This is a genomic window from Streptomyces sp. NPDC001904 (assembly GCF_040297005.1).
Classification (GTDB): domain Bacteria; phylum Actinomycetota; class Actinomycetes; order Streptomycetales; family Streptomycetaceae; genus Streptomyces.
In genome coordinates, this window is sequence record NZ_JBEOYI010000009.1 from 127,848 (window position 1) to 140,396 (window position 12,549).

13 protein-coding genes and 1 pseudogene are annotated in these 12,549 nt (G+C 71.5%); 8 read left to right on the plus strand and 6 right to left on the minus strand.

All coding sequences use genetic code 11. The features are described 5' to 3' along the window. Positions 1-6: 6 nt before the first annotated feature. Positions 7-696 (plus strand): glycerophosphodiester phosphodiesterase, encoded by a 690-nt coding sequence (locus tag ABT127_RS17265; protein ID WP_351450204.1) that lies wholly within the window; start codon positions 7-9, stop codon positions 694-696. A gap of 22 nt (positions 697-718) precedes the next feature. Here the strand turns inward: ABT127_RS17265 and ABT127_RS17270 are convergent, their stop codons facing one another. The 3 genes from ABT127_RS17270 to ABT127_RS17280 form a co-directional block, all read right to left on the minus strand. Beyond that, entirely contained in the window at positions 719-934 is a 216-nt protein-coding gene (locus tag ABT127_RS17270; protein WP_351450206.1) for a hypothetical protein, read from the minus strand. A gap of 139 nt (positions 935-1,073) precedes the next feature. Then, positions 1,074-2,141 carry a CU044_5270 family protein gene (locus ABT127_RS17275; protein WP_351450209.1) on the minus strand — a complete coding sequence of 356 codons (1,068 nt, stop codon included), beginning with the start codon at positions 2,139-2,141 and terminating at the stop codon, positions 1,074-1,076. Next, positions 2,138-2,770, minus strand: coding sequence for an RNA polymerase sigma factor (locus ABT127_RS17280; protein ID WP_351450561.1), 633 nt, complete (start codon positions 2,768-2,770; stop codon positions 2,138-2,140). The genes ABT127_RS17275 and ABT127_RS17280 overlap by 4 nt, the downstream gene beginning before the upstream one ends. A gap of 176 nt (positions 2,771-2,946) precedes the next feature. Here ABT127_RS17280 and ABT127_RS39330 point away from each other — a divergent pair. From ABT127_RS39330 to ABT127_RS17290, 3 genes and pseudogenes are all read left to right on the plus strand, one after another. Then, positions 2,947-3,126: pseudogene (locus tag ABT127_RS39330) on the plus strand (hypothetical protein); the annotation flags it as partial. Between the two features lie 64 nt (positions 3,127-3,190). Next, positions 3,191-3,550: a hypothetical protein gene (locus ABT127_RS17285; RefSeq protein WP_502971721.1), complete on the plus strand. Its 360-nt coding sequence runs from the start codon at positions 3,191-3,193 to the stop codon at positions 3,548-3,550. Positions 3,551-3,688: 138 nt separating this feature from the next. Then, entirely contained in the window at positions 3,689-5,044 is a 1,356-nt protein-coding gene (locus ABT127_RS17290; protein ID WP_502971722.1) for a phosphatase PAP2 family protein, read from the plus strand. Positions 5,045-5,051: 7 nt separating this feature from the next. On the opposite strand, the gene ABT127_RS17295 is transcribed toward ABT127_RS17290, so the two are convergent. The 3 genes from ABT127_RS17295 to ABT127_RS17305 form a co-directional block, all read right to left on the minus strand. Continuing rightward, entirely contained in the window at positions 5,052-6,242 is a 1,191-nt protein-coding gene (locus ABT127_RS17295; protein ID WP_351450565.1) for a polyamine ABC transporter substrate-binding protein, read from the minus strand. Between the two features lie 181 nt (positions 6,243-6,423). Then, the gene (locus ABT127_RS17300) at positions 6,424-6,924 is read right to left on the minus strand and encodes a DUF1990 domain-containing protein (protein WP_351450211.1); all 501 of its coding nucleotides are present in this window, start codon (positions 6,922-6,924) and stop codon (positions 6,424-6,426) included. Beyond that, positions 6,921-8,363, minus strand: a complete 1,443-nt coding sequence (locus ABT127_RS17305) for a gamma-aminobutyraldehyde dehydrogenase (protein ID WP_351450214.1) — start codon at positions 8,361-8,363, stop codon at positions 6,921-6,923. Before ABT127_RS17305 ends, ABT127_RS17300 begins: the two co-directional genes overlap by 4 nt. Before the next feature lie 165 nt (positions 8,364-8,528). Here ABT127_RS17305 and ABT127_RS17310 point away from each other — a divergent pair, with 165 nt between their 5' ends. From ABT127_RS17310 to ABT127_RS17325, 4 genes are all read left to right on the plus strand, one after another. Continuing rightward, positions 8,529-9,047, plus strand: a complete 519-nt coding sequence (locus ABT127_RS17310) for an Lrp/AsnC family transcriptional regulator (RefSeq protein ID WP_111667275.1) — start codon at positions 8,529-8,531, stop codon at positions 9,045-9,047. Continuing rightward, positions 9,032-10,414, plus strand: a complete 1,383-nt coding sequence (locus tag ABT127_RS17315) for an aspartate aminotransferase family protein (protein ID WP_502971723.1) — start codon at positions 9,032-9,034, stop codon at positions 10,412-10,414. Before ABT127_RS17310 ends, ABT127_RS17315 begins: the two co-directional genes overlap by 16 nt. A gap of 179 nt (positions 10,415-10,593) precedes the next feature. Beyond that, positions 10,594-11,355, plus strand: a complete 762-nt coding sequence (locus ABT127_RS17320; RefSeq protein ID WP_351450221.1) for an ABC transporter ATP-binding protein — start codon at positions 10,594-10,596, stop codon at positions 11,353-11,355. Beyond that, positions 11,337-12,497: a hypothetical protein gene (locus ABT127_RS17325; RefSeq protein ID WP_351450224.1), complete on the plus strand. Its 1,161-nt coding sequence runs from the start codon at positions 11,337-11,339 to the stop codon at positions 12,495-12,497. Before ABT127_RS17320 ends, ABT127_RS17325 begins: the two co-directional genes overlap by 19 nt. Positions 12,498-12,549: the final 52 nt, after the last annotated feature.

Genomic DNA, 12,549 nt, shown 5'->3' on the forward strand with positions numbered 1-12,549 from the left:
GGGCTCATGCGCACCGTGACTGCCGTCGCCCACCGAGGCGACCCCTACCGCGTCCGCGAGAACACCCTCCCGTCCCTGCGTTCCGCGCTGGACCGCGGCGCGGACGCCGTGGAGATCGACGTACGCCTGACGCGCGACGGCGTACCCGTCCTCCTCCACGACGCGACGCTGAAGCGGCTCTGGGACCACGACCGCCCGCTGTCGGCGCTCTCCGCCACGGAGGTGCGCGAGGTGACGGCGGGCGGTGTCCCGACGCTGACCGAGGCGCTGGCCGCCACCGCGGGCACCGGCGCCCGGCTGATGATCGACCTGCCCGGCGCCACCGCGAAGGCGGTGCGCACGATCGTCGGCACCATCCGCGAGGCCGGTGCCGCGGACCGCGTCTACTACTGCGCGGGCGCCGAGACGATGCTCAAGGTCCGGGCCGCCGACCCGACCGCCGAGATCGCGTTGACCTGGACGACCCTGGCCCCACCCCGTCCGGCCCTGCTCGCCGCGGTCGGCCCGCGCTGGCTCAACTACCGCTTCTCCCTGGTCGACCGGGACCTGGCGGCCCGCATCCACCGCGACGGCCACCTGGTCTCGGTCTGGACCCCGGACACGACGAGGTCGATGCGCAGGCTCCTGGACATCGGCGTCGACTCCATCACGACGAACCGCATCGACGCCCTGGCCGGGCTGCGGGCCGCCGCCTGACCGCGCGGCCCGGCGGCACCCGTCAGACGTCCTCGACGCCCAGCATCTGTACGGCCTTTCGGGCCTGGTAGAAGTCCTCGTCGGACACCTGCGGATCGTCCTCCGTGTCGTGGAGCCAGTCCGCCAGGTCCGCGACGGACCACGTCTCGAAGTCCTCCGGCACGTCGAGGTCCGTCGTCCTGCGCAGGCGCGTCGCGACAGCCGCGTCCCGGACGCTGCGCGTGCTCACCTCGGTCATCTTCCGCACCGCCTTCCGGTGTCATCTGGGTCGGACAGGCGACGTTGCCAGACGAGATCCGTGGTGTCCAAACGCGGTCGGCGGACGGGGCGCGCCGGGCGGGCGGGGACGGCGTCGCGCCCGGCGATCCGTGTGCAGGTCAGCTCTGTTGCGCCCGGGCCGGCGACCGGCCCGCCCTGTCGACCACGGCCTGGGCGATCACGGCGTCGCTGGACATGAGGGTCCCGGCCTTGCCGTACCGCGTGTCCTTCACGAGGTAGCTGCGGGAGCCCAGGAAGGCGAGGTCCTTCTTGTCGAAGACCCATTCGGTGCGGGTGCCGAAGGTCTTGTCGTCGCGGGAGATGCCGACGCCCGTCCGGCCGATGGCGTCATGGGCGCCGGGGGCCTCACTGACGCCGGGGATCTTCGCCGCGGCGCGGTAGAGCGCGGCGGCCGTCCCGGGCGGCATGACCGTGCCGACCAGGGAGCCGATCTGGTCGAAGACCGCCTGGTCGCGCTCCTGGTCCTTGAACTTCGGCGTCTTGGCGTACAGGTACGCGAGCAGCTTGTCGGGGTCGGTCGGCAGCGACGCCAGCCAGTTGTAGGTGGGGCGGCTGAGTCCGGCGGGCGTGCCCTCGGTGTCGCCCAGCTCGGCGTGGACGTCGGACGTCTCGCCGTCCGTCCTGGTGACGCCGAGCTTGTGGAGCGGGCCCGGCTTCTGCGCGATCCACGACTCGGTCTCCCGGAGGGGGCCGACGACCGCCTTGCCGCTGGTCAGGTCCGCGCCCGTGGACCTGGACCGGAGGTAGACGAACTGGTCGTCGCGCACCTTGAGGGAGTCGCCCTTGCCCGCGGCGAGGGAGATCCTGTCGAGGAGCACCGTCGCGGCCGGGCCGCCGGAGGCGTCGTGCCGCGCGGTCGCCGTGGTGGCGGGCGCGTCGTCCCCGCCCGCGACGACGATGCCCGTGGTGAGGACGGCGCCGAGGGCGAGCGCCGACACCGGCACCAGGAGGGCGGGGCGCAGCAGGCGCCGGGGGGTGCGGGGGCGGGCGGTGACCTGGTCCTGGTCGATGCGCTGCATCAGTCGTTCCTTGTGCCGGAGGTGCTGCGCGATCGAGAGGTCCTGGCGGGCCGGGGCGGGCAGCAGCCGTGCGATCTCCACGATGTCGCCGGCACGGTCCGCCGACGCGGCGTCGGTGCGTTCGTGGTCCACGTGCTTGTCGTTCATGCCGTTTCCTCCCTCACGGGCAGGGCCGCGAGTGCGGCTTCACCCGTCATCTCTCCGCGGGCGGCGCGGGGTTCCGGTCCCTTGCGTGCTTTCTCCCTCCGCTGTTCCTCGTCGGCGAACCGGGCGAGTCTCGCGCGGGCCCGCGACAGGCGCGAGCGCACCGTGCCGACGGGGATGCCGAGGGCCTCGGCGGCCTGCTGGTAGTCGAGGCCCGACCAGACGCACAGGGTCAGCACCTCGCGCTCGGGGCGCCGCAGCCGGTCGAGGGAGTCCTGGACGGCGTCGAGGCGGCGGGCGTCGTCGACGCGTCCGGCGACCTCGGGGGCGAAGTCCGCAACCACCTCGGGCTCCCGCTGGCGGGCCAGGAAGGCGATGCGGCGGCGCCGGCCGCGCCGGACGTTCTCGGCCTTGTGCGTGGCGATCCCCAGCAGCCAGGGCCGCAGGGAGCCTCCCTCGGCGTGCAGCCGCTCCCGTGCCCGCCATGCGGTCAGGAACGTCTCCGACATGATGTCCTCGGCCGTCGACCAGTCACCGGTCAGCCACAGGGCATGCTGGTAGACGGGGCGTGCGTACTGCTCGTACAGCTCGGCGAACGCGTCGCGCTCCCCGGCGCGTACGCGTCCGCGCAGATCGTTTTCTGAGTCCCTCACACCGAACACCTCTCCGCCGCCCCAGCGGAGTTCCTGTGATCTGCGCCATTCCTGTGTGCGAGCGACCGCGATCCCAGCCTATGGCTCCCCCGCGCCACCCAGGCCCTAGGGGAACCCGGGGCGCCGGGCCAGGGTCCGGCTCGTCCGTGGACAGGATGTTCCGCGGGGCGCGCCGCGCGAGGGTGATCACGCTGACCGGCACCGACGCCGGTCAGCCCGTAGGGCCCGTACAGACCCGGTACGGACGGCACCGTACGGACATCGCCGCCGCGCGCCGGGTCGACCTGGACGCCCCGGTGCAGCGGTACCTGCCCCGCCTCTTCCGCGGCACGGACTTCCACCGGCCCGTCTCCGTACGGCAGTTGCTGAACCACACCAGCGGAGACCGCCACGCGGCTGGTGCTGCGCCCGGCCGGGATGCGGGACACGTACTTCCCGGGCGCCGACCGCACGATCCACGGGCCGCACAACCGCGGCTACCAGCTGGTGGACGGCGCGTTCGTGGACGTGACGGAGTGGGTGCAGGCCGACCGGTTCGCGGCGGGCCTGGAGCGGATGGAGTTCGGCGGCGCCGTCTACCGGGGCAAGACCGGCGCCCGGTACGGCTACAACGCGGCGCTCGTCGCCTCCGACGACCTGTCCCGCACTCTCGTCTGTGCGGTCAACGCCACCGACGCGAAGGGCGAGGGGACGAGCCCCGTCGCCGCGCATCGTCATGGCCGCCGCGCGAACCGTGTGACCTGCCGCACACCGCGCTGAGCCGCCCGGCCGGGTTCCGAACTGCCCCTGTCAGGCGGAACCCTGTGGAGCTAGCATGTTCCAGCTGTCACGACCACCTGCGTCACCTGTTCTTCACCAAGAACTCATGCCCGCCGCCCGCACCGATGAGCCGGACCATTGACGACCACATCCTCTCGAATATCCCCGTCCGACTCCTCCGGCCCGCCGTGGCGCCGCCCGCGCTTCGTCCTGTGGGCCGCGGCCGGAGTGGCGACCGCCGGGTTCCTCATCGCGCTGGAGGTCGCGGCACGCCGCTACGGGCAGCCGGGGCCGCTGACCGTCGAGGCGCAGGAGCTGGTCTTCGCCCCGCACTCGGGTCCGCTGCTGTACGCCGGTCTGGCGCTGGCGATGGTGGTGCTCACCTGGCGCCAGCGGATGATCGCGGCGGCCACGGCGGTCGGCATCGACGTCGTCTTCTTCCTGGTGCGCCTGACGGTCGGCGCCGACATGAACTTCGGCAACGGCGCCCTGTGGGTGATCCTCGGCCTCGCGGTCGTCGCGGTCGCCCGCCGCACCGGCACGGACCGGGCCCTGCTGCTCAAGGGCTGCGGCCTCGGCATGCTCCTGGTCTTCGGCCACAAGACGGGTGACACCTGGCTGCTCATCACCGCCAAGGAGCACCCGCAGGTCCTCGACCCGTACGTGGCCCTCGCCGACCACGCGCTCGGCAACCCGTCGTGGGTGGCGGGACGGATCCTGGAGGCGATCGGCCCGGCCGGCAGCCACCTCCTGAACATCGTCTACGGCCAACTTCCGCTCGCCGCCGCCCTCGTCGGCCTCTACCAGCTGCGCAACGTGGCGACGGACCGCCGCTTCCCGGCCCATCATCTGGTGCGGACGTTCCTGGTCATCGGCCTCGTCGGCCCCGCGATCTACATGATCTTCCCGGTCGTCGGCCCGGTCTACGCGTACGGCGCCGAGGGCGGATCCTGGGCCGTCTCCCATGTCTGGCCCGACGTGCTGCCCGCGATCGGCACCCCGCACCCGGTCCTGTTCGACGAGATCACCCCGCGCAACTGCATGCCCAGCCTGCACACGGCCTGGGCCACCTCCCTGTTCATCCACACCCGCAAGGGCTCCCGCCCGATGCGCTACGCGGGCGCGTTCTGGCTGGTGGCCACGCTCAGCGCGACCCTCGGTTTCGGCTACCACTACGGCGTGGACCTCGTCGCCGGCGTGGTGTTCGCGCTGACGATCGAGGCGGCGATGCGCGCCTTCGCCCGCGGCTGGGACGTCTCGGCGGTCCGCCTGGTCTCCTACGGCACGGTGGTCTTCGCCGCGCTGCTGACCGCGTACCGCTACCTGCCGCGCGAACTGGCGGCCCACCCCTGGCTGTTCGGCCCCCTGCTGCTGCTCGCGATGGCCTCGGTGATCGCGTACTACGTCCGCACCACCCGGTCCTGGGAGCCGAAGCCGACCCTGCCACGCCAGCGAGAGCCCAAAGCGGCGGAGCCGCAGCCCGAACTCGCCTGAGGCGGCCTTACAGCCCCGCGATCGCGTTCCACCGCTTCGCGAACTCGGTGCGTTCGTCGGACGTGATGTCGCGGGCGATGGCGAGCCGGGAGCGCATCTTGTCGTCCGGGAAGATGAGCGGGTCCTCGGCCAGGGCCGCCGTCTCCTTGTCCTTGGCGTCGGCGAGGATGTCGCGGGCGGCCGGGACCGGGCAGACGTAGTTGACCCACGCGGCCAGCTCGGCGGCGACCTCGGGCCGGTAGTAGTAGTCGATCAGCTGCTCGGCGTTGGCCTTGTGGTCGGCGAGGTTGGGGATCATCAGGGACTCGGCCCACAGCTCGGCGCCCTCCTCGGGCACGACGAACTCGATGTCCGGGTCGTCGGCCTGGAGCTGGATGATGTCGCCGCTGTAGGCCTGGCAGGCGAGGACGTCGCCGCTGGAGAGGTCCTTGATGTAGTCGTTGCCGGTGAAGCGGCGGATGTGCTTGGTCTTCACGAGCTTCTCGACCTGGTCGCAGATCTCGTCGAAGTCGGCGGCGGTCCACTTCGTGATGTCGACGCCGTTGCCCTGCATGAGCAGCGCGAAGGACTCGTCGAGGCCGGACAGCAGGGTGACCCGGCCCGCCAGGTCGTCGGCCCAGAGGTCCGAGACGTGCTTGATCTCGCGGCCGAGGCGCCGCTTGTTGTACGCGATGCCGGTGATCCCGGACTGCCACGGCACGGTGTACTTGCGGCCCGGGTCGAAGGCCGGGGAGCGCAGCAGCGGGTCGAGGTACTTGGTGACGTTCGGCTGGTGCGCGCGGTCCATCTCCTGGACCCAGCCGAGCCGGACGAAGCGTGCGCACATCCAGTCGGAGATGACGATGAGGTCCCGGCCGGTCTTCTGGTGGTTCATCAGCGACGGGCTGATCTTGCCGAAGAACTCGTCGTTGTCGTTGATCTCTTCGGTGTACTTGACCTGGATGCCGCTCTGCTTCTCGAACGCGTCCAGGGTCGGCCGCTTCGAGGTGTCGTCGTCGTCCACGTCGATGTACAGCGGCCAGTTCGCCCAGGTGAGCCGCTTGTCGGAGGAGGACAGATCGCGGGCGCCACGGTCGCCCGGCGCCACGTAGGCGGCCGGCACCCCGCAGCCGGTGGCGAGGGCACCGACCGCCGCGGCCGTGGCACCACCACCGAGGGCGCGCAGCAGGGATCGACGAGTGACGCGGGGGCTGGTCATGTTGGCTCGCACGACCGAAGGATGCCGCCACGGCACACCCGGGAACAATGGACGCTGCGTCAAGCAGGACGGTGCCCGCCCGACACCCTGTCGATGAGCGGCGCGCAGCGCACGCTCCGGGGGCGCGGGGAACTGCGCGACCAGCCACGGCGGCGCGGCACCCGCCCACGGACGGGAACCCCTACGGCGAATCCGCGCACGCCGCCACAACCGCCCGCAGATACCGCCGGGTCACCCACCACTGCACCCCGCGAGCCACAGGCCCCCCGACCCGCACGAACCACCGCCCGGGCCGCGAGAACGCCCGTACCCGGAACCACACGGTCCCATCGGCGTCCCGCTCGACGAGGAACGCCTCCTCACCGCACTCCGGATGCCCGCGCAGCGTCCCGTACGCGAACCCGGTCCGGTCCGCCGAGTTCACGACCCGTACCACCCGGCACGGAATCCGGAGGAACGGCGCCGAGACGACCACGTCGACGCCCTCCCGGGCAGGCCCGCCCGGTGTCACGGTGAAGCCGGCGCCCCGGTGCGCCGCCCACGACAGAACCGCCGCGCCCGCCCGCTCGAAGCAGTCACTGCCCGAGCCGAGACGGACACGGCGGTCCAGGTGGGCGTACCCCGACGGCAGTCGACCGTCCGTCAGGGTCGCGCCCACCTCCTCGTACGTAAGAGGACTCACGCGTCCAGCGACGTCATCACGTGCTTGATGCGGGTGTAGTCCTCGAAGCCGTAGCCGGAGAGGTCCTTGCCGTAGCCGGACTTCTTGAAGCCGCCGTGCGGCATCTCGGCGACCAGCGGGATGTGGGTGTTGATCCACACGCAGCCGAAGTCGAGGACCTTGGACATGCGCATGGCGCGGCCGTGGTCCTTGGTCCACACCGAGGACGCCAGCGCGTAGTCCACGCCGTTGGCGTACGAGACGGCCTGCTCCTCGTCCGTGAAGGACTGGACGGTGATGACCGGGCCGAAGACCTCGTTCTGGATGATCTCGTCGTCCTGCTTGAGGCCCGAGACGACGGTCGCCGCGTAGAAGTAGCCCTTGTCGCCGACCCGGTGGCCACCGGCCTCGACCTTGGCGTGGGCGGGCAGGCGCTCGATGAACCCGGAGACCTGCTTGAGCTGGTTCGGGTTGTTCAGCGGGCCGTAGAGCACGTCCTCGTCGTCCGGCTGGCCGGTCTTGGTCTCGGCGGCGATCTTGGCGAGCGCGGTGACGAACTCGTCGTGGACCGAGGCGTGGACCAGGACACGGGTGGCGGCGGTGCAGTCCTGCCCGGCGTTGAAGTACCCGGCCTCCGCGATGCCCTCGGCGGCCTTGGCGATGTCGGCGTCCTCGAAGACGACGACGGGCGCCTTGCCGCCCAGCTCCAGGTGGACCCGCTTGAGGTCCTTGGAGGCGGACTCGGCGACGGCCATGCCGGCGCGCACGGAGCCCGTGATGGAGGCCATGGCCGGGGTCGGGTGCTCGACCATGAGGCGGCCCGTGTCCCGGTCGCCGCACACGACGTTGAAGACGCCCTTGGGGACGATGGAGCCGATGATCTCGGCGAACAGGACGGTCGAGGCCGGGGTGGTGTCCGACGGCTTCAGCACGACCGTGTTGCCCGCGGCGAGGGCCGGGGCGAACTTCCACACGGCCATCATCATCGGGTAGTTCCAGGGCGCGACCTGGGCGCAGACGCCGATCGGCTCGCGGCGGATGATGGAGGTCAGACCCTCCATGTACTCGCCCGCGGAGCGGCCCTCCAGCATGCGCGCGGCGCCCGCGAAGAAGCGGATCTGGTCGACCATGGGCGGGATCTCTTCGGAACGGGTGAGCCCGATCGGCTTGCCCGTGTTCTCGACCTCGGCCGCGATGAGCTCCTCGGCCCGCTCCTCGAACGCGTCGGCGATCTTGAGGAGGTAACGCTGGCGCTCGCCCGGGGTCAGGTCGCGCCAGGCCGGGAAGGCGGCCTCGGCGGCGGCCATGGCGGCGTCGACGTCGGCCTGCCCGGACAGCGGCGCGGTCGCGTACGCCTCGCCCGTCGCCGGGTTGACCACCTCGGTGGTCCGTCCGTCGGCGGCGTCCCGGAACTCACCGTCGATGTAGTTCCGCAGACGACGCAGCTCACTGGTGCTCACTGCCGGCCCTCCTGAGTAGCTTGTCCAAGGCTTGAGACACCCACCCTAATCCGTTCACCGACGTTTTCGACACCCCCCGCCACCCCGGACCTACGAAATCCGTGAGTATCGATGGCGCAAACAACGAATTTCATCGATCCAGGGTTGCGAAAACGACGAGTCCTCATGCACAGTGAAGTCGTGGCCAGTCGCAGCGCAGACCCCAAGGGATCCAGTTCGAGGAACGGCAGCGGCGCCCCGTCGCTGGACTCCGTCTCCCTCGCGATCATCGAACAGCTCCAGGAGGACGGCAGGCGTCCGTACGCCGCGATCGGCAAGGCCGTGGGCCTCTCCGAGGCGGCCGTGCGCCAGCGCGTGCAGAAGCTGCTCGACCAGGGCGTGATGCAGATCGTCGCCGTCACCGACCCGCTCACCGTGGGATTCCGGCGGCAGGCGATGGTCGGGATCAACGTCGAGGGCGACCTGGATCCCGTGGCGGATGCGCTGACGGCCATGCCGGAATGCGAGTACGTCGTGATGACCGCGGGCTCGTTCGACCTGATGGTGGAGGTCGTCTGCGAGGACGACGACCACCTTCTGGACGTCATCAACAAACGCATCCGGGCCCTGCCCGGAGTGCGCTCCACCGAGAGCTTCGTCTACCTCAAGCTCAAGAAGCAGACCTATATGTGGGGAACCCGATAGCCGTGAGCACCAAGGACCTCAGCCAGAGCGCGTACGACCACCTGTGGATGCACTTCACCCGCATGTCGTCGTACGAGAACGCGCCCGTTCCCACCATCGTGCGTGGCGAGGGCACCTACATCTACGACGACAAGGGCAAGAAGTACCTCGACGGCCTCGCGGGCCTGTTCGTGGTCCAGGCCGGCCACGGCCGCCAGGAGCTCGCCGAGGTCGCCGCCAAGCAGGCCGCCGAGCTGGCCTTCTTCCCGATCTGGTCGTACGCCCACCCCAAGGCCGTGGAGCTCGCCGAGCGCCTGGCCCATTACGCTCCGGGCGACCTCAACAAGGTCTTCTTCACCACCGGTGGCGGCGAGGCCGTCGAGACCGCGTGGAAGCTGGCGAAGCAGTACCACAAGCTCACCGGCAACCACACGAAGTACAAGGTCATCTCGCGCGCGGTCGCCTACCACGGCACCCCGCAGGGCGCCCTGTCCATCACCGGTCTGCCGGCCCTCAAGGCCCCCTTCGAGCCGCTCGTCCCGGGCGCGCACAAGGTGCCGAACACGAACATCTACCGCGCCCCGATCCACGGCGACGACCCGGAGGCCTTCGGCCGCTGGGCCGCCGACCAGATCGAGCAGGAGATCCTCTTCGAGGGCCCGGAGACGGTCGCGGCCGTCTTCCTGGAGCCGGTGCAGAACGCCGGCGGCTGCTTCCCGCCGCCGCCCGGCTACTTCCAGCGCGTGCGCGAGATCTGCGACCAGTACGACGTGCTGCTCGTGTCGGACGAGGTCATCTGCGCCTTCGGCCGCCTCGGCACGATGTTCGCCTGCGACAAGTTCGGCTACGTGCCCGACATCATCACCTGCGCCAAGGGCATGACGTCCGGCTACTCGCCGATCGGTGCGGCCATCGTCTCCGACCGGATCGCCGAGCCGTTCTACAAGGGCGACAACACGTTCCTGCACGGCTACACCTTCGGCGGCCACCCGGTCTCCGCGGCCGTGGGCCTCGCCAACCTCGACATCTTCGAGCGCGAGGGCCTCAACCAGCACGTGCTGGACAACGAGGCGAACTTCCTCAGCACGCTGCAGAAGCTCAACGACCTGCCGATCGTCGGCGACGTCCGCGGCAACGGCTTCTTCTACGGCATCGAGCTCGTGAAGGACAAGGCCACCAAGGAGTCCTTCACCGACGAGGAGTCGGAGCGGATCCTCTACGGCTACGTCTCGAAGAAGCTCTTCGAGTACGGCCTGTACTGCCGCGCCGACGACCGTGGCGACCCGGTCATCCAGCTCTCGCCGCCGCTGATCTCGGACCAGTCCACGTTCGACGAGATCGAGGGGATCATCCGCCAGGTCCTCACGGAGGCCTGGACGAAGATCTGATCTCTCTTCAAACAACGGCGCAACGGCCCGGCTGCCCCATCCGAGTGAGATGGGCGCGGCCGGGCCGCGTCTTTTTCCCCGGCGGCCCGATGAGATACCTAGCGTGCTCGTGACCGATCGGCCTCGCCTTCGTTCCCTCGTACGGGGGAAGGCAACTGATCTGAACCGAGGTGTACGCCATGGTGGCCCCGCCGGACAACGATGTGCTCTGGGCCCGCGCCCTGCACTTCTCCCACAGCGGCTCGCCCGCGCTCACCGGGGTCTCCCTCGGTGTCCGCGAAGGCGAGATCCTCGCCGTCACCGGCCCGCGCGGTGCCGGCAAGACGACGCTCCTGCAGTGCCTGTCGGGCCAGCTGCTGCCCGACAGGGGCGGGGAGGTGTGGTTCAACAGCGCCCCCGTGCACACCATGGGCGCCCTCGTGCGGGAACGCCTGCGGCGGGACCGGTTCGGCTGGATCGACCCGGAGCCGGTCCTCGTCCCCGAGCTGAACGTCTGGGAGAACACCGCCCTCCCGCTGATGCTGCGCGGCACCGGCCGCCGGCCCGCCAAGACCGCCGCCCACGAGTGGCTGGACCGGCTCGACGTCGGCCAGCTCGCCCGCAAGCGCCCGCACACCCTGACCATGGCCGAGCGCCAGCGCGTCGCCATCGCCCGCGCCCTGGTGCACGGGCCCGACGTGGTCTTCGCCGACGAGCCGACGGCGACCCTGCACCGCGCCGACCGCGCGCACGTCCTGCGCACGCTGACGGCGGCGGCCCGCTCGCACGCCATCACCGTCGTCCTCGCCACGCACGACAGCGAGGTCAGCGCGCTCGCCGACCGCACGGTGTCGCTGCTCGACGGCCGCCGGGTCACCACCGTCCACCTGCCGGCCGCGGCCACGGACCCGAAGGACCCCACCGACACGGAGGGCCGGGCCGCGTGCTCAGTCTCCGTCTAGCCCGCGGCGCCCATCCCCTGGTCCAGCTGCGCAGACTGCTGGTGGCCGCCGCGTCCGGCGGCACCGGTTTCCTGCTGCTGTGCACGCTCGGCCACGCGATGGGCCACCCCGACGCCTCCGGCGGCTCCCTGCTGCGCCTCGCCTGGTGCGCGATCCCGCTGGCCGCCACCGTGTACTTCGCGGTCGCCGTGGCCCGCTCCGACCCCGGTACGAAGCCGCGCTCGGGCCTGTCCGCGGTCGGCCTCGGCCCGGCCCGGCTCACCCTGCTCTCGGCGATCTCCACCGCGATCGCCTGCACGCTGGGCTCGATGCTGGCGCTGCTGTTCTTCCTGCACCTGCGGGGCGATCTGACGGGGCTGCCGTTCGACGGCGCGGCCCGCGACCTGCTCGCCGCGAGCAAGCCGCTGCCGCTGGCCGCCGCGCTCACCCTGCTCACCTTCGTGCCGGTCGCGGCGTCGGCGGCCTCGGCCGTCGCCCTGCGCCCGCCGGCCAGGAAGGCCGGCGACTCCGAGCAGGAGCCGCGCGAACCGTCCCCCGCGCCCACCGGGCTCCCCTGGGGCATCGCGCTGCTCGCCGCGGGACTCGCCGTGGAGACCTACGCCTCGCACGCCCGCGGCGACCGCGGCTTCCCCATGCCGGGCGGCCTCGGCGGCTCCTCGTCCGGGGTGCTGGCCGGCTGGGCGCTGACCGCGTTCGGGCTCGCCCTCGCCGGGCCCGCCCTCACCTACCACTGCGGGCGCGCCCTCCAGGCCGTGCGGCCCGGCGCGGTGCGGCTGCTCGCGGGGCGCGTGCTCCAGGAGGAGGCGCGGCGCGTCGGAGCGCCGATCGGCGTCCTGTGCGCCGTGGCCTCCGGCACCTACGCGGCGGCGGTCCTGTACGCGGGGGCGGGCCCCGACCTCGGCCCGCTCTCCACGCTCGGCTCGGTGCTGGTCGTCGGCTGCGCCGTCGCCACGCTGATCACGGCGTCCGTCGAGGCCCGCCAGGCCCGCAGGGACACGACGTCGGCGCTGCTGCGCCTCGGCGCCCCCGCGACGATGCTGCGCGGCGCCGTGGCCCTGCGGGCGGGCGCGCTGTTCGCCCTCTTCGCGCCCCTGACCTGGGCCGTGGCGGAACTTTCGGCGATTCCGCTGATTCCGCGATGAGTTTTGCCCCGGTGGCCCGTCTAACCCAGCACAAGGCACGAACCGACCGACC

Coding starts and splice junctions, on each gene's coding strand:
- ABT127_RS17275 (WP_351450209.1), bottom strand. CDS start 2,141: ATGAACGACAAGCACGTGGACCACGAACGCACCGACGCCGCGTCGGCG.
- ABT127_RS17270 (WP_351450206.1), bottom strand. CDS start 934: ATGACCGAGGTGAGCACGCGCAGCGTCCGGGACGCGGCTGTCGCGACG.
- ABT127_RS17320 (WP_351450221.1), top strand. CDS start 10,594: ATGGTGGCCCCGCCGGACAACGATGTGCTCTGGGCCCGCGCCCTGCAC.
- ABT127_RS17310 (WP_111667275.1), top strand. CDS start 8,529: ATGCACAGTGAAGTCGTGGCCAGTCGCAGCGCAGACCCCAAGGGATCC.
- ABT127_RS17265 (WP_351450204.1), top strand. CDS start 7: ATGCGCACCGTGACTGCCGTCGCCCACCGAGGCGACCCCTACCGCGTC.
- ABT127_RS17295 (WP_351450565.1), bottom strand. CDS start 6,242: ATGACCAGCCCCCGCGTCACTCGTCGATCCCTGCTGCGCGCCCTCGGT.